At 56.0% G+C, this 17,736-nt stretch carries 18 protein-coding genes; 9 read left to right on the forward strand and 9 right to left on the reverse strand.

Annotated features, from left to right (window positions below):
• Window positions 1-89: 89 nt before the first annotated feature.
• Together HOY33_RS08300 and yjiA are read left to right on the forward strand one after the other, a co-directional pair.
• Complete coding sequence (locus HOY33_RS08300) at window positions 90-293, forward strand: YbdD/YjiX family protein (RefSeq protein ID WP_172289741.1); 204 nt, start codon at window positions 90-92, stop codon at window positions 291-293.
• A gap of 16 nt (window positions 294-309) precedes the next feature.
• Window positions 310-1,272, forward strand: coding sequence for a GTPase (gene yjiA, locus HOY33_RS08305; RefSeq protein ID WP_172289742.1), 963 nt, complete (start codon window positions 310-312; stop codon window positions 1,270-1,272).
• A 39-nt stretch (window positions 1,273-1,311) separates the two neighbouring features.
• Here the strand turns inward: yjiA and ybaK are convergent, their stop codons facing one another.
• The 3 genes from ybaK to copA all read right to left on the reverse strand — a co-directional run bounded on the left by ybaK (window position 1,312) and on the right by copA (window position 5,247).
• On the reverse strand, window positions 1,312-1,794 hold the full coding sequence (gene ybaK / locus HOY33_RS08310; RefSeq protein WP_172289743.1) for a Cys-tRNA(Pro)/Cys-tRNA(Cys) deacylase YbaK: 483 nt from the start codon (window positions 1,792-1,794) through the stop codon (window positions 1,312-1,314).
• A gap of 29 nt (window positions 1,795-1,823) precedes the next feature.
• Window positions 1,824-2,627 (reverse strand): TraB/GumN family protein, encoded by an 804-nt coding sequence (locus HOY33_RS08315; protein WP_172289744.1) that lies wholly within the window; start codon window positions 2,625-2,627, stop codon window positions 1,824-1,826.
• Window positions 2,628-2,736: 109 nt separating this feature from the next.
• On the reverse strand, window positions 2,737-5,247 hold the full coding sequence (gene copA / locus HOY33_RS08320; RefSeq protein WP_172289745.1) for a copper-exporting P-type ATPase CopA: 2,511 nt from the start codon (window positions 5,245-5,247) through the stop codon (window positions 2,737-2,739).
• Window positions 5,248-5,363: 116 nt separating this feature from the next.
• Between copA and cueR the strand changes: the two genes are divergently transcribed.
• Window positions 5,364-5,783 (forward strand): Cu(I)-responsive transcriptional regulator, encoded by a 420-nt coding sequence (cueR, locus tag HOY33_RS08325; RefSeq protein WP_172289746.1) that lies wholly within the window; start codon window positions 5,364-5,366, stop codon window positions 5,781-5,783.
• 9 nt (window positions 5,784-5,792) lie between these two features.
• Here cueR and HOY33_RS08330 read toward each other — a convergent pair whose 3' ends face one another.
• A complete protein-coding gene (locus HOY33_RS08330) occupies window positions 5,793-6,248 on the reverse strand; it encodes an NfeD family protein (RefSeq protein ID WP_172289747.1) in 456 nt (151 codons plus the stop codon).
• Window positions 6,248-7,162, reverse strand: a complete 915-nt coding sequence (locus tag HOY33_RS08335; RefSeq protein WP_172289748.1) for an SPFH domain-containing protein — start codon at window positions 7,160-7,162, stop codon at window positions 6,248-6,250. Before HOY33_RS08335 ends, HOY33_RS08330 begins: the two co-directional genes overlap by 1 nt.
• A 313-nt stretch (window positions 7,163-7,475) precedes the next feature.
• Here HOY33_RS08335 and HOY33_RS08340 point away from each other — a divergent pair, with 313 nt between their 5' ends.
• From HOY33_RS08340 to HOY33_RS08365, 6 genes are read left to right on the forward strand one after another with little or no spacing between them, the layout of a single operon-like run.
• The gene (locus HOY33_RS08340) at window positions 7,476-8,312 is read left to right on the forward strand and encodes an ABC transporter ATP-binding protein (protein WP_172289749.1); all 837 of its coding nucleotides are present in this window, start codon (window positions 7,476-7,478) and stop codon (window positions 8,310-8,312) included.
• Window positions 8,309-9,154, forward strand: a complete 846-nt coding sequence (locus HOY33_RS08345; RefSeq protein ID WP_172289750.1) for an ABC transporter permease — start codon at window positions 8,309-8,311, stop codon at window positions 9,152-9,154. The genes HOY33_RS08340 and HOY33_RS08345 overlap by 4 nt, the downstream gene beginning before the upstream one ends.
• A gap of 48 nt (window positions 9,155-9,202) precedes the next feature.
• Window positions 9,203-10,174 (forward strand): ABC transporter substrate-binding protein, encoded by a 972-nt coding sequence (locus tag HOY33_RS08350; protein WP_172289751.1) that lies wholly within the window; start codon window positions 9,203-9,205, stop codon window positions 10,172-10,174.
• A 14-nt stretch (window positions 10,175-10,188) separates the two neighbouring features.
• On the forward strand, window positions 10,189-11,559 hold the full coding sequence (locus HOY33_RS08355; protein ID WP_172289752.1) for an amidase: 1,371 nt from the start codon (window positions 10,189-10,191) through the stop codon (window positions 11,557-11,559).
• Between the two features lie 40 nt (window positions 11,560-11,599).
• Window positions 11,600-11,836, forward strand: a complete 237-nt coding sequence (locus tag HOY33_RS08360) for a hypothetical protein (RefSeq protein ID WP_172289753.1) — start codon at window positions 11,600-11,602, stop codon at window positions 11,834-11,836.
• The gene (locus tag HOY33_RS08365; RefSeq protein WP_172289754.1) at window positions 11,818-12,615 is read left to right on the forward strand and encodes an isochorismatase family protein; all 798 of its coding nucleotides are present in this window, start codon (window positions 11,818-11,820) and stop codon (window positions 12,613-12,615) included. Before HOY33_RS08360 ends, HOY33_RS08365 begins: the two co-directional genes overlap by 19 nt.
• Window positions 12,616-12,624: 9 nt before the next feature.
• On the opposite strand, the gene yfaE is transcribed toward HOY33_RS08365, so the two are convergent.
• From yfaE to ubiG, 4 genes are all read right to left on the reverse strand, one after another.
• Window positions 12,625-12,885, reverse strand: coding sequence for a class I ribonucleotide reductase maintenance protein YfaE (gene yfaE, locus HOY33_RS08370; RefSeq protein WP_172289755.1), 261 nt, complete (start codon window positions 12,883-12,885; stop codon window positions 12,625-12,627).
• A gap of 16 nt (window positions 12,886-12,901) precedes the next feature.
• The gene (gene nrdB, locus HOY33_RS08375; RefSeq protein WP_172289756.1) at window positions 12,902-14,032 is read right to left on the reverse strand and encodes a class Ia ribonucleoside-diphosphate reductase subunit beta; all 1,131 of its coding nucleotides are present in this window, start codon (window positions 14,030-14,032) and stop codon (window positions 12,902-12,904) included.
• Between the two features lie 102 nt (window positions 14,033-14,134).
• Complete coding sequence (gene nrdA, locus HOY33_RS08380) at window positions 14,135-16,420, reverse strand: class 1a ribonucleoside-diphosphate reductase subunit alpha (RefSeq protein ID WP_172289757.1); 2,286 nt, start codon at window positions 16,418-16,420, stop codon at window positions 14,135-14,137.
• Window positions 16,421-16,935: 515 nt separating this feature from the next.
• Window positions 16,936-17,655: a bifunctional 2-polyprenyl-6-hydroxyphenol methylase/3-demethylubiquinol 3-O-methyltransferase UbiG gene (ubiG, locus tag HOY33_RS08385; protein WP_172289758.1), complete on the reverse strand. Its 720-nt coding sequence runs from the start codon at window positions 17,653-17,655 to the stop codon at window positions 16,936-16,938.
• Window positions 17,656-17,736: the final 81 nt, after the last annotated feature.

Raw genomic sequence — 17,736 nt, forward strand, 5'->3', positions numbered from 1 at the left:
GATACCATAAATACCCCGCATAATGTATAAACGTTATGTGGGGTATTTTTATCGTGGCCATCGCAAGCGGCGTTAAACAGGAGGCAACTATGTTTGGCAATCTGGGACAGGCAGGTAAATATTTAGGTCAGGCGGCCCGAATGTTGGTGGGGATGCCAGACTATGAAACCTATGTCCAGCATATGCAGACCAACCATCCTGATAAGCCTTTTATGACCTATAAAGAATTTTTCCGCGAACGCCAGCAGGCGCGTTATGGCGGAGATGGAAAAGGCGGGATGCGTTGCTGTTAGTCTATCGGGAGCAGTTATGACTCAACCTCTTTATGTCACCATTCTGACCGGCTTTTTGGGCGCGGGTAAAACCACCCTGTTGCGGCACATTCTCAATGCCGATCATGGCTATAAGATTGCGGTGATTGAAAACGAATTCGGCGAAGTGCCGATTGATAATGCGCTGATCGGCGAACGGGCAAGCAAAATCACCACGCTGAGCAACGGCTGCATCTGCTGTAGTCAGGCGAACGAACTGGCCGACGCGCTGCTGGATTTACTGGACGGCATTGACGACGGTTCGCTGGACTTCGATCACGTGGTGATCGAGTGTACCGGCATGGCCGACCCCGGCCCGGTGGCGCAGACGTTCTTCTCCCATGAAATCATCTGCGAACGTTTCGTTCTGGACGGCATTATTACGCTGGTGGATGCGGTACACGCCCAGCAACAGCTCGATCAGTTTACAATTGCGCAGTCGCAGATTGGTTATGCCGATCGAATTCTGCTGACGAAAACCGATATTGCCGGCGAAGACCACGCGCTGATCTCGCGCTTGCAGCGTATTAATGCCCGAGCGCCGGTTTATCCGGTGGTGAACGGGGACATTGACTTAAGCGTTTTATTCAATATTGAAGGCTTTATTCTTAACGACCGGCTGGCGCTGAATACGCCGGTATTCCGCTTTGTGGCGCCGGCGCAAAATGATATTCAGTCTATCGTGATTTATTTCGATGCGCCGGTGGAACTCGCCGCCGTGTCTGATCTGATGGAAGGTTTCCTAGTGAACTACGCGGATAATTTATTGCGTTATAAAGGCATTCTGGCGATTAAAGACGACGCGCGCCGTCTGCTGTTTCAGGGCGTACAACGTCTGTACAGCGCCGATTGGGACAGAGAATGGCGGGATGACGAAGCAAGACAAAGCGTATTGGTGTTTATCGGCCGGGAACTGCCCGAACAGGAAATACGGGACGGCTTTGCCCGTCTGACGGCCTGAGTATATTGGCTCCGCCGTCCGACGGGGATATTGGGTTATTTACCCGTCATGCTTGGCGATATCCGCGAAGGTCGCCCGTAACAGACGGCCGAGGTCTTCCGCCGCCAGTTCGATATCCAGCCCTCGTTTGCCGCCGGAAATATAAATGGTATCGAATTGTCGCGCGGGCTGGTCAATAACCGTCGGCAATAACTTCTTCTGCCCTAATGGACTGATGCCGCCCACCAGATAACCGGTTACCCGTTGAGCGATGGCGGGATCGGCCATATCGGCTTTTTTGGCCGATAGCGCCCGGGCCACTTTCTTCAAGTCCAACATGCCGGCGACCGGCGTAACGGCGACGGCAAGATTTTTTGCATCGCCGTTCAGCGCCACCAGCAGCGTTTTATAAACCCGATCTTTGTTCAGCCCCAGTTTTCTGGCCGCTTCCTCGCCAAAATTGGTCTCATCGCTGTCGTGATGATAGCTGTGTAACGTAAAGGCGATGTTGTTTTTCTCAAGCAGTTTGACTGCGGGTGTCATGGTTCAAATATCCTTAGATGATGTTTTGCTCAATTTGCCTGTAATAACGCGGGTAGGTTGTCATCACCATATAAATGCAGAGCGCCGACGGCAACCACATAGTTTCCGGCAGGCAGCGCCTGAAGCTGTTGTTGCCAGCGTCGGTTACGCTGGTTCATCAGCAGATCGGTCATTTCATTGCCGAACGTTGCGGGGAGGGCGGACGTCAGCCTGTCGGGTTTGCTGTCCAGCCACCAGCCCACCATGGTTTGCAACAGGCGGGCGTTGGCATGCCAGTGAGTAAGGGTATCTTCCAGCAGCAGCAACCCGCCATGCGGCAACTGCTGGAGTAAATCAACCTGTGTTTGCTGTCCCTCAAGCTCAATGATATGCAGGCCTTGAGATTTCGCGGCATTAATCAATTGATAATCAATGCCGTAATCCGGGCGCAGTCCCAGCAGCTGCGCCTGTCTGGCCTGTAGCATCAGCGCCGCCTGCCAGGCGGGAAGTCGATCGATACTGCTTTCGCTGAAAGCCAGCGTTTCGCAGATCTGTTGCAACTGACGATAGTTGTCAGGGCTCAGACGCTGTGCGAGCGGCGGTTCCGTTTCGTTATGTTCAAACGGCGAACCGGGATCCGAGATATCCGCCTCGATAATCAGCGCGGTCGCGCTCTTCAACTGTTTTAGCAGTGCATCAGGCAGGGGCGCCATATCCATGCTGCCCATATGAATACTGCCGACCAGATGAAACTGGCGCCGATCCGCCAGTTGAATGTCCACCGCCGGGTAGGCGTAAGCCAGCGGCGAAATAAACCCAAGGAAAGTCGCGATTCGACGCAGCAGTGGCCCCATAGATCCTGTCTCCTTATCAACACGTCTATGCTAAACGCTAAACGGGATAAGTTGTACCGGTAATCGGCTGAAAAAGCGCAGATGACGGTATATTGCCGGCCGTCGTCTATTATCCTTTCGGTTTAAAGCGCAGCAGCCGGTTGGCGTTGCTGACCACCGTAATGGAGGACAACGCCATCGCCGCCCCGGCCACCACCGGGCTTAACAGCGTACCGGTCAGGGGATAAAGCACGCCGGCGGCGATCGGAATACCCAATGTGTTATAGATAAACGCGCCCAGCAGGTTCTGCTTCATATTGCGCAGCGTGGCGTTGGACAGCGCCAGCGCATCGGCCACGCCGTGCAGGCTGTGGCGCATCAGCGTAATGGCCGCGGTTTCGATGGCGATATCGCTGCCGCCGCCCATGGCGATCCCCACGTCGGCCTGCGCCAGCGCCGGCGCATCGTTGATGCCGTCGCCAATCATCGCCACGCGTTTTCCCTGCGCTTGAAGCTTTTTGATGGCGTCCGCCTTGCCGTCCGGCAGTACGCCGGCAATCACCTGGTCGATCCCGGCCTGCTTGGCGATGGCGTTGGCGGTCACTGGGTTGTCGCCGGTCAACATCACCAACTGGTAACCTTGCCGGTGCAGGCGTTGCAGGGCGGCGGCGCTGTCTTGCCGCAGGGGATCGCGAATGGAGAACATGGCGACAATTTGACCGTCCGCCGCCAGTAAAACCGGCGTGACGCCGCGCTGCGCCTGTTCGTCGATCGGCACATCGTCTTGCCGGGCGGTAATCTGATGCTGCTTAAGCAGCGCCGGATTGCCCAGCAGCAACGATACCCCGTCGGCCTGTCCGCTGACGCCCAGCCCGCGCAGGGTGCGAAACCGGTTAACCTCGGTGAGCGTCAGCCCTTTCGCCCGCTCGACAATGGCTTTCGCCAGCGGGTGACTGGAGCCTTGCTCCAGCGACGCCGCCCAGCTTAACGCCTGTTGTTCCGTCACCGCGCCAAAGGTGTGAATCTCGACCACCCGTGGCTGACCTTCGGTTAAGGTGCCGGTTTTATCGAACACCAGAATATCCAGTTTGCTGGCCTGCTGAAGCGCATCCGCGTCCCGCACCAGCACCCCCAGTTCGGCGGCGCGTCCGACGCCGGAAATAATCGACATCGGCGTCGCTAGCCCGAGCGCGCAGGGGCAGGCGATGATCAGCACCGTGGTGGCAATCACCAGCGTATAGACGATTTGCGGCTGCGGCCCGACAAAGAACCAAATCGCGCCGCTGATCACGGCGATAGCCACCACCACCGGGACGAACACGGCGGAAATCCGATCCGCCAACTGGCCGATGGCGGGTTTGCTGCTCTGCGCCTGCCTGACCAAGCGGATAATGCGTGACAGCGTGGTTTGATTGCCGATCGCGTCGGCGCGAAAGAGCGCGCCGCCATCCTGCACCAACGTCCCGGCATGTACGGCGTCGCCGGGGGTTTTTTGCCGCGGGATCGGTTCGCCGGTCAGCATTGCTTCATCGACCCACAGTTCCCCTTGCAGGATTTCACCGTCCACCGGAATGCGATCGCCGGTGGTCAGACGCAGCGTCACCCCGGATTGCACCTCGGACAGGGGGATCTGTCGCTCGCCTTCTGCCGTGACGACGCGCGCGGTCGGCGGCGTTAAGTCCAACAGCCTTTCCAGCGCGTGAGAAGAACGCTGACGGGCGCGCTGCTCCAGCGCATGGCCGAGATTAATCAGGCCGATAATCATCGCGCTGGCTTCATAGTAAAGGTGACGCGCCGCCATAGGGAAAATATCGGGCCACAGGTTAACGGTGATGGAATACAGCCAGGCGGCGCCGGTGCCGAGCGCGACCAGCGTATCCATCGTGGCCGCGCCGTTTTTCAGGCTGCGCCAGGCATTACGGTAAAAGTGTCCCCCGGCGAAAACCATCACCGCCAGCGTCAGTACGCCAATCGCCAGCCACGGCGTGCGGCTTTCCGGCGTCAGGGTCATGCTGCCGCCCAGTACGCCCCAGAGCATCAGGGGAATACCAAGCAGTAAACCCAGCGCGGCCTGCCACTGAAACCGGCGGATATTTTGTTGTGCGGTTTGCTGCTGACGCGCGCGGCGCTGATCCTCATCCTGAATGATTTCCGCCCCGTAGCCCGCCTGTTCGACGGCGGCAATCAGCGCCGCCTGCGTTGCGTGCCCGCTGACCAGCGCGCTGCGTTCGGCCAGATTAACCCGCGCCTGCGTGACGCCCGCCACGCTCTGCAACGCATTTTGCACCCGATTGACGCAGCTGGCGCAGCTCATCCCCTGAAGCAGAAGCTGCACGCTATCATCGTCAATCCGCGCTGCCGGAACATCACTCTGGGCCGCTGGCAGCGTTTCCGGCGTGGTCGCTACCTGTGCCAGCGGCTCAGTTTTTGGGGGCGCGGCTTCCTGTACGCTGGCCTGATAGCCCGCCTGTTCGATACTGTCGATGAGCGTCTGGGCATCGGCATCGCCGGTGATCCTGGCACCATCGAGCGTGACCTCTGCCTGTTCAACATCCGGCAGCGCCTCCAGCGTTTTTTTAACCCGCTGGACGCAATGTCCGCAGGTTAATCCCTGCAATGACAACACGGTGGTTTGCGACATAATTATCTTCTCCTGAGATCGCAATCGATGGTCAAATACATTGACCGGCTGACTGATTTACACTAGTTATTAAGCAGGGTAAACCCTCCAGCAAGGGGAGAGTCAAGGGGGAAACAATGAACATCAGCGATGTGGCGAAAAAAACCGGCCTTACCAGTAAAACCATTCGCTTCTATGAAGAGAAAGCGTTGCTGACCGCGCCGTTACGCTCTGAAAATGGCTACCGTAGCTATAACGCGCATCATGTCGAAGAGCTGACGCTATTGCGTCAGGCGCGTCAGGTCGGGTTTAACCTGGACGAGTGCCGCGAACTGGTGGCGTTGTTTAACGATCCTTTGCGCCACAGTGCGGATGTGAAAGCCCGCACGTTGCAAAAAGTACATGAAATAGAAGAACATATCGAGGCGCTAAAAGTGATGCGCGAGCGTTTACTCTCGCTGGCGGAACAGTGCCCGGGAGACAGCGGCGCCGACTGTCCGATTATTAATCATCTTGCCGGATGTTGTCATTCGGGGCCAAAATCGCGCTCCGAATGACCGGTTGTGTTATGGCGTAACCGGACGCACGTGCAGCGTAATGCCTTCAACGGCGATCACTTCAATCTGCGTACCGGCAACCAAATCCTGTTCGGATTTTATCCGCCAGGCGCCGTCGCCGATTCTGACGCGGCCAAAGCCGTCCACCACCGGTTCCGTCAGCGTGGCCCGCAGTCCCACTAACTGTTGACCGCGCTGGTTGAGCGTCGATGCCGGACGAGTAAGCGTTCGCTTACGCAGCCAGTACCACCACAGCAGGGCGGTGACAATGGTCAGAATGGCGAACGTAACGCCCTGCCACGGCCATCCCACCGGCGCCAGCCAGACCAGTAAGCCGACCAGTATCGCGGAGATCCCGCTCCATAACAGATAACCGCTGGCGCCCAGCATCTCGGCCGCCAGCAGCAGGCCACCGAGTGACAGCCAGAACCAGTGCGCATTTTCCATCACCAGTTCAATCCCCATTATTTACTCCGACTGTCCTGACTATCTTTTATCAGCTCGGTAATCCCGCCAATCGCGCCCATCAGATTACTGGCTTCCAGCGGCATCATGATCACTTTGCTGTTGTTGGATGAGCCGATTTGTTGCAGCGCATCGGTATATTTCTGGGCCACGAAATAGTTGATTGCCTGAATGTTGCCCGCGGCGATGGCCTCAGACACCATTTTGGTGGCTTGCGCTTCGGCTTCCGCCGCACGTTCACGCGCTTCCGCTTCTAAAAAGGCCGACTGACGCTGCCCTTCGGCTTTCAGGATCTGCGATTGTTTTTCCCCCTCGGCGCGCAGAATCGCCGCCTGGCGCACCCCTTCGGCCTCAAGAATATCGGCGCGTTTGTTACGCTCCGCTTTCATCTGCGCGTTCATCGCCGCAATCAACTCGGCCGGCGGGCGCACATCGCGGATTTCAATACGGGTGATTTTAACGCCCCACGGGTTGGTGGCTTCATCGACGATATGCAGTAACCGGCTGTTAATGCTGTCGCGCTGGGAAAGCATTTCATCCAGTTCCATCGAACCCAGCACCGTACGGAAGTTGGTCATGGTCAGGTTGACGATGGCCTGTTCCAGATTGCTGACTTCATACGCCGCGCGCGCCGGGTCGATCACCTGAATAAAGCACACGGCATCGATCGCCACATTGGCGTTGTCGCGCGAGATGACTTCCTGGGACGGAATATCCAGTACCTGTTCCATCATGTTGATTTTCCGGCCGACGCGATCCATGAAAGGAACGACCAGATTAAGCCCCGGCATCAGCGTTTTGGTGTAGCGGCCGAAGCGTTCGACAGTCCATTGATAACCCTGCGGGACGATTTTGATGCCTGACCAGACAAGAATGAGCGCAACAAAGATCAAAATAGGAATGACGGTAAGCATGGTCTAAAACCTCCTGATTGTTTTATCTGCCGTTAGTGTAACCCAAGCGTAGCCGGGATCCGTTGTTCTGTGGTTATTTTCCCCCGTTTTGTCGCCTTCGGCATTCTTTCTCTCTCGATCTTGCCGCGTGAGTAAAATCGGACGAGTGAAAAATACGACAAGTTTGATAAGTTTGTCGTATTAGACAAGTTTGGAAAGTTTTTGCTACGGTGGTTTTGCGCAATCGATTTGCTTGATTCTTGATCTATATCCGGCGATGCACCCGTGCTACGGCAATGGCGTCTCTGGGAATGCTGTTAATCAGGAGTATGTGATGAGCCTTTCACCTGCAATAAACAAGACACCGACAACCGCTTCCGCGTCGCCTCCGGTTGCAATCTCGATGCGAGGAGTAAAAAAGCAGTTTCTTGATCACGATGAAAACGTGGTGGACGTGATTAAAGACATCTCGATTGATATTTATCACCGCGAATTTATCAGTATTGTCGGCCCCAGCGGATGCGGCAAGAGCACCATGTTCAACATGATCGCCGGACTGTTGGCGCCCTCCGCCGGTGAAATTCAGGTCTTTGACCAATATTACGCCATGCCTAAGAAAGGCCGGGTGGGCTACATGCTGCAAAAGGATCTGCTGTTTCCCTGGCGCACCATCCTCGATAACGTCTGCCTGGGTCTGGAAATCAGCGAAGTGCCGAAGAAAGAACGCCATGAACGGGCCATGGCCTATCTGCTGAAATATGGTCTGGGGGATTTCGCCCATGCCTATCCCGCCACGCTTTCCGGCGGCATGCGCCAAAGAGCGGCGCTGATCCGCACGCTGGTCATCGATCCGGACATCATTCTGCTCGATGAACCTTTCTCCGCGCTGGATTACCAAACCCGGCTGGTGCTGGAAGAGGAGATCCTGTCGATTCTCAATGAATATGGCAAGACGGTGGTGCTGATCACCCACGATATTGGCGAGGCGATTTCCATGTCCGATCGCATCGTGGTGATGTCGCAGCGACCGACGTGGAATAAAAAAACCTATGAAGTGGGCCTGGCCAAGCAACACGGTTCCGCTATGGGCGCCCGAAAAGATCCGCGTTTTCAGCAGTTTTTCGATGATATATGGGCTGATATGGATATTCAGTTGGGAGGACGGCCATGAATATGCCAGCGACCGCTACGGATAAAAATCGTTCCGCGCTGTCGGCTCTGAACCGCCGACGCAGAAAGAAATTGTTGCGGCTATTGAAAGATAATAGCTGGCGCGCGCTGATCCTCATCTCGATGGTCGGGCTGTGGCAATACGGCGTGGATACCGGCATGGTCAATGCCTTTTTGATGGGCTCTCCGGCAGGGATCTGGCATGAGTTTGTCCGCCTGTCGGCTAACGGCGAACTGCTGACCAATACCTATGTCACGGTCTACGCCACGGTGATCGGCTTTGTGCTCGGCAGCCTGCTCGGCTCGTTGTCCGGGCTGTTGTTGTGGTATTCGCCGGCGCTGGCGCGCATCCTCGATCCGTTTTTTATCGCCTTGAACGGGCTGCCGAAAATCGCGCTGGCTCCCATCATTATTATCTGGTTCGGGTCCGGCATGTTTTCCAAAATCGCCCTGGCTTTCATCGCCACCTATATCGTGGCGCTGCTGTCGGCGTGGCAGGGAACGCACCAGATCGATAACAACCAGGTGAATTTGATGCGCTCGCTCGGCGCCAACAAGAACCAGATTTTCCGCAAAGTGGTGATCCCGTCCACGCTGCCATGGATCATCTCCGCCTTCCGCCTGAATATCGGTTTCGCGCTGATTGCCGATATCGGGGGCGAATTTATCTCCTCGGATTATGGCCTGGGCAAAATGATTTTCGTCGCCGGCAACCTGTTCAATCTCAATGTGGTCTGGGTCGGCGTCTTTACCCTGCTGTTTGTCGCTATCGTACTTTATCTGCTGGTTATCCAGCTACAGCGCTGGCTGCTGCCCTGGGAACGCCAGTCCGCCAATCGTTAGTCATGTCGTTTGCTTGTTCCGTAACCCATTAATCGAAGGAGTTCGACGATGAATAAATTGGTTTCATGGCTGTGTGCCGCTGTCTTTACTCTGGGCTCCGCCGGCAGCTTCGCCGCTGACGGCAAGGCCGATCGCGTGCTGGTAACCGAAGCGTTTCATTCGCTGCTGTATCTGCCGGTCTATGTGGCGAAACATCAGGGGATATTCGCTCAGAATCAGATTGATGTGGCGACCATTCGGTCGGCGGGGTCCGGCCCTACCGCGCTGGCGGCCGTGTTGTCCGGCGAGGCGCAGTTCTCGGTTCACGGTCCTGAGCATGTGGGATTCGCTCAGCAGAAAGGCGGCACCGCCAAGGCGGTCAGCGCCGTCGCTAACAGCGCGCCGGTATGGATACTGGCCAAGCCGGACTTTACCTTTAATTCGCCGGCCGACCTGAAGGGGAAACGCCTGGTTTCCGGGCTGGCTCCCGGTACGTCCAACACGCTGCTGCTGCGTTTGCTGCAACAACATGGTTTGGATCCCAAGAAAGACGTCACGATTAACGAAGTCCAGAATGGCTCGGAACTGGGGCCGTTGCTGGCCGGCAGAGCAGACGTGGCGGTGGTCTATGAACCGCAGGCCGATCAGGGGGTAGGGCAGGGGCTGAAGGTGATTTACGACTTTACCCGCGACTACCCTGAGTACGCTTTTTCCACCATCAATACCTCGGAGAAAATCATCACCGACAATCCTCAACTGGTCGCCCGTTTCGTCAAATCCATCAACGAGTCGCTGGCTTTTATACGCCAACACCCGGATGAAGCGAAAAAAGTGGCCCGTCTGGAGTTCTCCTCCCTGGACGCCAAAGTGGTGGATGCGGCGGTACAGCGGATGATCGACAGCAGTGTCTATCCCGCTGACGCGGTGATTTCTCCTTTGGCGTTTACCACTGCTATCGATATCCAGAAATTCGTCGGCAATATCACGCAGGATATGCCTTATGAACAGATTGTTGATGGTCAGTTCGCCAGCAAACCCTGATAAGGAGCGGCTTTATGAAAAACATGTTGGACCATTCGCCTTTTGCCACTATCGCCGCCACCCGGCGGATGCTGGCGCAGCGTCAAGTGTCTCCAGGCGAGTTGCTGAGTCATTTTCTGGCGCGTATCGATGAGCGTGATGGTCAGATCAAAGCCTGGCGCTATCTCGATCGGGACGGCGCCAAACGGCGGGCGGTGGAGCTGGATCGGCAGATGGCGGCGATTGCCTGTAAGCCTGCGCTATTCGGCATTCCCTATGGCGCCAAGGATATCTTCCATACGCGCGGGCTGCCCACCGAAGGCGGTTCCAAAGTTTGTCAGGGGATGATCTCCGGCGAAAATGCCAGCGTAGTCGATAGGCTCGATGAGATGGGCGCGCTGTTGCTGGGCAAGCTGACGACGACGGAGTTCGCCAATTGGGGCACGCCGCCCGAAACGGGCAACGCCTGGAATCCGCAATATACGCCCGGCGGCTCCAGCAGCGGCTCTGCCGCCGCGCTTGGCGCGCGCATGGCGCTGATGACGCTGGGAACGCAGACCGCCGGGTCGTTGTCCCGTCCGGCGGCGTTTAACGGGGTCACGGTGCTGAAAGCGACCTATGGGCGCATCAGTAAAGCCGGGGTTATCCCCGCCAGTTGGTCGCTGGATCATGTCGGCGCCTTTACTCACACGGTTGAGGATGCGGTGCTGGTGTATAACGCGCTGTCTGGCCCGGACTCGAAAGATGAAGCCACCCATTCGCTGCCTTATATGCCGCTGCAATTAAGGGAGAAGCACGATTATACTGTCGGTATCGTGGAACATCCGTGGTTTGCCAATGTGGATGATGAGATAGGCGCGGCCTGTCGGCGGGCGATGGATCAACTGGCCGGACACGGCGTTCGGCTAAGACGTATCGGGCTGCCGGAAAGCTTTGACGCGGCCTGTCAGGCGCATCAGATTGTGATGCAGGCTGAATGCGCCGCCTATCATCGCCCCAATTTCCTGAAAACGCCGGGGTTATTCGGCGTTTATTTACAGGAATTCCTGCAACAGGGGCTGGAGATTTCCGCCCATGAGTATCTGCAAGCCCAGCAGACCCGGGCGCGTTACCGTGCGGAGCTGGCGGCGTTGTTTGATGGGGTGGATATCCTGATGACGCCCGCCACGCCGACGCTGGCGCCGTATAGCCTGGAGCTTACCGGTTCGCCGGCGTTTAATATGCCGTTTACCAACGCCGGCGTGCCGACGCTGACGCTGCCGGTCGGTTTTTCCCGTTCGGGATTGCCTATTGGTATGCAGTGGGTCGCCCGGCACGGTAATGAACAGGCGCTGGCGGATTTGGGGTTGTACTACCAGCAGATGACCGACTGGCATGCCTATTTACCTCCGGTCTGCCAGCAATGAAAATAAATTGCCCGCCGGTCAATTCAGCGGGCGTTGAAAAATGCTCCTGGCATTTTTTTATGACGGGCTATCCCTGCCCGTCACCCTACGGGCCGCCGCAAGCGGCGTTGAAAAATGCTCCTGGCATTTTTTTTATGACGGGCTATCCTTGCCCGTCACCCTGTGGGCCGCCGCAAGCGGCGTTGAAAAATGCTCCTGGCATTTTTTTGTGCACGGACTGTGCGTGGTGGTTTTTCCGGTTAACCAGGATGGCGTGTTATGTACGATAAATTATTGACGGTTTCCGATGCGGCGAAAATGCTGGGGATCTCCGCCAGCACTTTGAGGCGCCTGGAGGAGAATGGCGAGGTGAAAACCTATGGCCTTAAGGTGGTTTACACCCCCGGCGGCCAGCGTCGCTACCTGGCCGATGAAATCCAGCGCATTTATTCACAGACCGGGTTTGCCAGTAAAATTGGTTTTGGCTCGAAGGCGGCCGTTCTGATACGGGACGTGACCTATGCCTTTATGGATTCGGGATCCACGCTGGCGATCAATACGTCGTTTAATAAAACCGCGCTGCGTCAGTTGCTGGAACTGGCCCGGCAACATCAATTGCCGACGGTATTCAGCCGCACGATTTATCAGCAAGATCACCACTTTTCCCGCATGTGGGGGAAAAAATTCTCCTCAATCACGGCGCTGACGGAGGATGCCTACCTTAATCAGATCGATGCGGCGTTGGAAGACATCGCGTTCGATCGGATGCAATCCACCTGCTATATCTCCGATTTGCACGGCCACGATCTGACGGCGTGGCTGAAGCGGCAGGGGGTGGATACGGTCATTCTGGGGGGGGTGACCGCCAGCGGCAGTTTGCGCGCCACGGCGATTGAAGCATTCCAGGATGGGTTCCACGTGGTATTGCCGCGCGAGATTGCCGGCGATAGAAGTCAGTCAGTATTGGATTTTACGCTGTTGGATCTTAACGCCCGTTATGCGGATGTGCTTGGCATTGACGAAGTTTTCGGCTGGCTGGCCGAGCAGCCGGTTGCGGCGGAACCGGCGCAGGCCTGACGCCCGGCGTCACATATCCAGTTCAATATCGTCCAGCGGCATACAGCAGCAGGGCAGAATTTCATCCTGTTGAATACAGGCCAGCGGCGTCTGGCGGTAGGCGACTTTGCCCTTGAGCAGACGCACGCGACATGAGCCGCAATAACCGGAGCGGCACTGATATTCGACGCTGACCCGGTTGGATTCCAGCACATCCAGTAAGGAGCGTCTCTCGTCGGAACAGCATAACTGCGCACCGGACGTGCGCAGCGTGATGGTCGAGGTAGTCATACTTTTCCGGCACCCATCAAAGCTGGAAATCGCTCAGATCATCGGCGTTCATTTCAGAGTCGATCTGACCCACCAGATAGGAGCTGACCTCCACTTCCTGCGGCGCGACCTGAACGTTATCGGAAACCAGCCAGGCGTTAATCCACGGGATCGGGTTGGTGCGGGTTTCAAACGGCAGCGCCAGACCCACCGCCTGCATACGGATATTGGTAATATATTCCACATACTGGCAGAGAATTTCTTTGTTCAGCCCAATCATCGAGCCGTCGCGGAACAGGTATTCCGCCCACTCTTTTTCCTGCTGGGCGGCGAGCACGAACAGGTCATAACACTCCTGCTGGCACTCTTCGGCGATTTGCGCCATATCCGGATCGTCATGGCCGCCGCGCATCAGGTTCAGCATATGCTGCGTCCCTGTCAGATGCAGCGCTTCGTCGCGGGCAATCAGCTTGATGATTTTGGCGTTGCCTTCCATCAACTCACGTTCGGCAAAGGCGAACGAACAGGCAAAGCTCACGTAGAAGCGGATCGCTTCCAGCGCGTTAACGCTCATCAGACACAGATACAGTTTCTTTTTCAGTTCATACAGGTTAACGGTAACGGTTTTGCCGTTGACCTGATGCGTGCCTTCGCCCAGCAGATGATAGTAGCTGGTCATTTCGATCAGCGTGTCGTAGTAAGCGGAAATGTCCTTGGCGCGTTTGAGAATTTCCTCATTGGTGACGATGTCGTCAAACACCAGCGACGGATCGTTGACGATGTTGCGGATAATGTGGGTGTAGGAGCGCGAATGGATGGTTTCCGAAAATGCCCAGGTTTCCACCCAGGTTTCCAATTCGGGGATGGAAATCAACGGCAGCAAGGCGACGTTCGGGCTGCGCCCCTGAATGGAATCCAGCAATGTCTGGTATTTCAGGTTACTGATGAAAATGTGTTTTTCATGATCGGGCAATGCCTGATAGTCGATGCGATCGCGGGAAACGTCGACTTCCTCCGGGCGCCAGAAGAAAGAAAGTTGTTTCTCAATGAGTTTCTCAAATATTTCATATTTCTGCTGATCGAAACGGGCGACGTTAACCGATTGACCGAAGAACATCGGTTCAAGCAGTTGGTCATTTTTATTCTGCGAAAAAGTGGTGTAGGCCATTGATATCTCCAAAAGAACGCGAGGTTGCCGACAAACCCTCCCGGCTTCTCCCTGGGACAAAAGGGGGAAGTGGAGCGTTCGTCGGCAGCCTATGTCCGTAGCTTAAATCTTGCAGGCGCCGCCTTCGCAACCATCGTCCTGCGGCTCCGCCAGCAGATCGTCCTGCGCATCTTCGGCGCCGTCACGGGTGTTTTGATAGTAGAGCGTTTTGACGCCGAATTTATAGGCGGTCAGCAAATCTTTCAGCAACTGCTTCATCGGCACTTTCCCCGACGGGAAGCGTGACGGATCATAGTTGGTATTGGACGAAATCGCCTGATCGACAAATTTCTGCATTACTCCGACCAGTTGCAGATAGCCGTCGTTATTGGGCATTTCCCACAGCAGTTCGTAAGCGTCTTTCAGCGTTTCATATTCAGGCACCACCTGACGCAGGATCCCGTCTTTCGACGCCTTAACGCTGATATGGCCGCGCGGCGGTTCAATGCCGTTGGTGGCGTTGGAAATCTGCGAAGAGGTTTCCGATGGCATCAGGGCCGACAACGTCGAGTTGCGCAGACCGTATTCTTTAATATCGTTACGCAGCGATTCCCAGTCGTAATGCAGCGGTTCGTTACAAATCGCGTCGAGATCGCGCTTGTAGGTATCGATCGGCAAAATACCCTGCGAGTAGGTGGTTTCGTTGAACCACGGGCAGGCGCCTTGCTCGCGCGCAAGGACGTTGGACGCTTTCAACAGATAATATTGAATCGCTTCAAAGGTGCGGTGCGTCAGATTGTTGGCACTGCCGTCGGAATAGCGCACGCCGTTTTTCGCCAGATAGTAAGCGAAGTTGATGACGCCGATACCCAGCGTACGACGCCCCATCGCGCCGCGTTCGGCCGCCGGGATCGGGTAGTCCTGATAGTCCAGCAGGGCATCCAGCGCGCGTACCGCCAGCGTCGCCAGCTCTTCCAGATCGTCCAGGCTGTCGATGGCGCCGAGGTTAAAGGCGGACAGCGTACACAGCGCGATTTCGCCGTTTTCGTCATTGACGTCATACAACGGCTTGGTCGGCAGCGCGATTTCCAGACACAGGTTGGACTGGCGCACCGGCGCGATGTGCGCGTCAAACGGGCTGTGGGTATTACAGTGATCCACGTTCTGGATATAAATACGACCGGTTGACGCGCGTTCCTGCATCATCAGCGAGAACAGATCCACCGCTTTGATGCGCTGCTTACGGATGCTGTCGTCATTTTCGTATTGCACGTACAGACGTTCAAATTCGTTCTGATCGGCAAAAAAGGCGTCATACAGCCCCGGCACGTCAGAGGGGCTGAACAGCGTAATGTCGCCGCCTTTCACCAGACGTTGGTACATCAGCTTGTTAAGCTGTACGCCGTAGTCGAGATGACGGACGCGGTTGCCTTCCACGCCGCGGTTGTTTTTCAGCACCAGCAGACTTTCCACTTCCAGATGCCACAGCGGATAGAACAACGTTGCCGCTCCGCCGCGCACGCCGCCCTGAGAGCAGGACTTAACCGCGGTCTGGAAGTGCTTGTAGAACGGGATACAGCCGGTATGAAAAGCTTCGCCGCCGCGGATCGGGCTGCCCAGCGCGCGAATGCGGCCGGCGTTGATGCCGATGCCGGCGCGCTGGGAGACGTATTTGACGATGGCGCTGGAGGTGGCGTTGATGGAGTCCAGGCTGTCGCCGCACTCGATCAGCACGCAGGAGCTGAACTGGCGGGTCGGGGTGCGCACGCCGGACATAATCGGCGTCGGCAGGGAAATTTTAAAGGTCGAGATCGCATCGTAGAAACGCTTTACGTAATCCAGGCGGGTTTCACGCGGATAGCCGGAGAACAGGCAGGCGGCCACCAGGATATACAGGAACTGCGCGCTTTCGTAGATGTCGCCGGTGACGCGGTTCTGCACCAGATATTTCCCTTCGAGCTGTTTGACCGCCGCATAAGAGAAATTCATATCGCGCCAGTGGTCGATAAAACCGTCCATGACGGCAAACTCTTCCGCGCTATAGTCTTCCAGCAGATGTTTGTCGTATTTTCCCATCTCGACCATTTTGCCGACGTGATCCAGCAAGGCGGGCGGCTCAAACCGGCCGTAGGCTTTTTTACGCAGATGGAAGATCGCCAGACGCGCGGCCAGATACTGGTAATCGGGACTTTCACGCGAGATCAGGTCGGCCGCCGCTTTAATGATGGTTTCATGAATATCGGCGGTTTTGATGCCGTCATAAAACTGAATGTGGGAGCGCAGTTCCACTTGAGAAACAGAGACGTTATGTAATCCTTCCGCGGCCCAGGTAATGACTCGGTGGATTTTATCCAGATTGATTCTTTCTTTACTGCCATCGCGTTTGGTTACTAGCAGGCTCTGGTTCATGGGATGTAACACCTATCCGTTTTTTTAACCCTACGTTGGTTGCGTCATACAAAATAAAGCGCCAGGCACAGTCGTACCTTTTCGCCGGATGCAAACACTATATATAGGGGGGTGAGTTTAGTTTGATAACAAGATAGTGAGAAAAACGGGTTATTGCAAGTGAACAAAATCAGGCTAAATTGTGGATAACTTGGGTAGTAAATGTTATTGATTCGCTAAATGCCGGTTCGCTCGCGGCCTCTGCTCATGTCAATACATCGGGATAAAAAAACTAAATAATTGATCGGTTGCCGCTTTCTTGTTCGCGATGCGAATTATCGCCTTGCGCAATGCATAAAACCGCCGCTGAAGCTCGGAATCGTCTGATTCATGTTGTGTCTTTGTAGGGGGCAGGGGATGCCCGTCTGCGAGTTGAGAGTCCCCAGAAATTTGGGGAAGCGTTCCTGTCCGGCGCGGCGCTGGCTTTCGCGGCGTCCATGCCGCTTACCTCAGCGCTTGCACGGGTATAACGCGTTTTACGCTTCGTGCCGGGTGTGCAGCATATAATTGACCTCCACATTCGGGCAGAGCTTGAAGTGGTCTGTCAGCGGGTTATAGCTTAAGCCGGTGATATGTTTTTCGCGCAGCGGCGTGGCGTCGATCCAGCCGATCAGTTCGGCGGGGCGGATGAACTTTTTAATATCGTGCGTGCCGTGCGGCAGCATATTCAGGATGTATTCGGCGCCGACCACCACCATCAGCCAGGCTTTGGCGTTGCGGTTAATGGTGGAGAAGAACACGTGACCGCCCGGTTTGACCAGACTGGCGCAGGCCTGAACCACCGACTGCGGATCGGGAACGTGTTCCAGCATTTCCATGCAGGTCACGACGTCGTATTCGCCGTGATGCGCCTCGGCATGCGCTTCCACGGTTTCCTGAATGTAATTTACCGCCATGCCGCTTTCCAGCGCATGCAGACGGGCCACCTGCAACGGCTCCGCGCCCATGTCCAACCCCGTGACCTCCGCGCCTTCGCGCGCCATGCTTTCGGCTAGAATGCCGCCGCCGCAGCCTACATCCAGCACTTTTTTGCCAAACAGCCCTTCGGCATGTTGTGAAATGTAGCCCAGACGCAGCGGGTTGATGCGGTGCAACGGTTTGAACTCGCCTTCCAGATCCCACCAGCGTGAAGCAATGGCTTCAAATTTGGCGATTTCCTGATGGTCGACATTCGGGGTTTGCTGTTCTGCATTCATATGCAATCACGACCTTTGGTTATCTTCATTGGCTGCGAGTATATCGCCAGCGCCGGTAATGTTGTAGTTATCATCGATTTT

The organism is Brenneria sp. hezel4-2-4 (assembly GCF_013155275.1).
Lineage (GTDB): Bacteria > Pseudomonadota > Gammaproteobacteria > Enterobacterales > Enterobacteriaceae > Brenneria.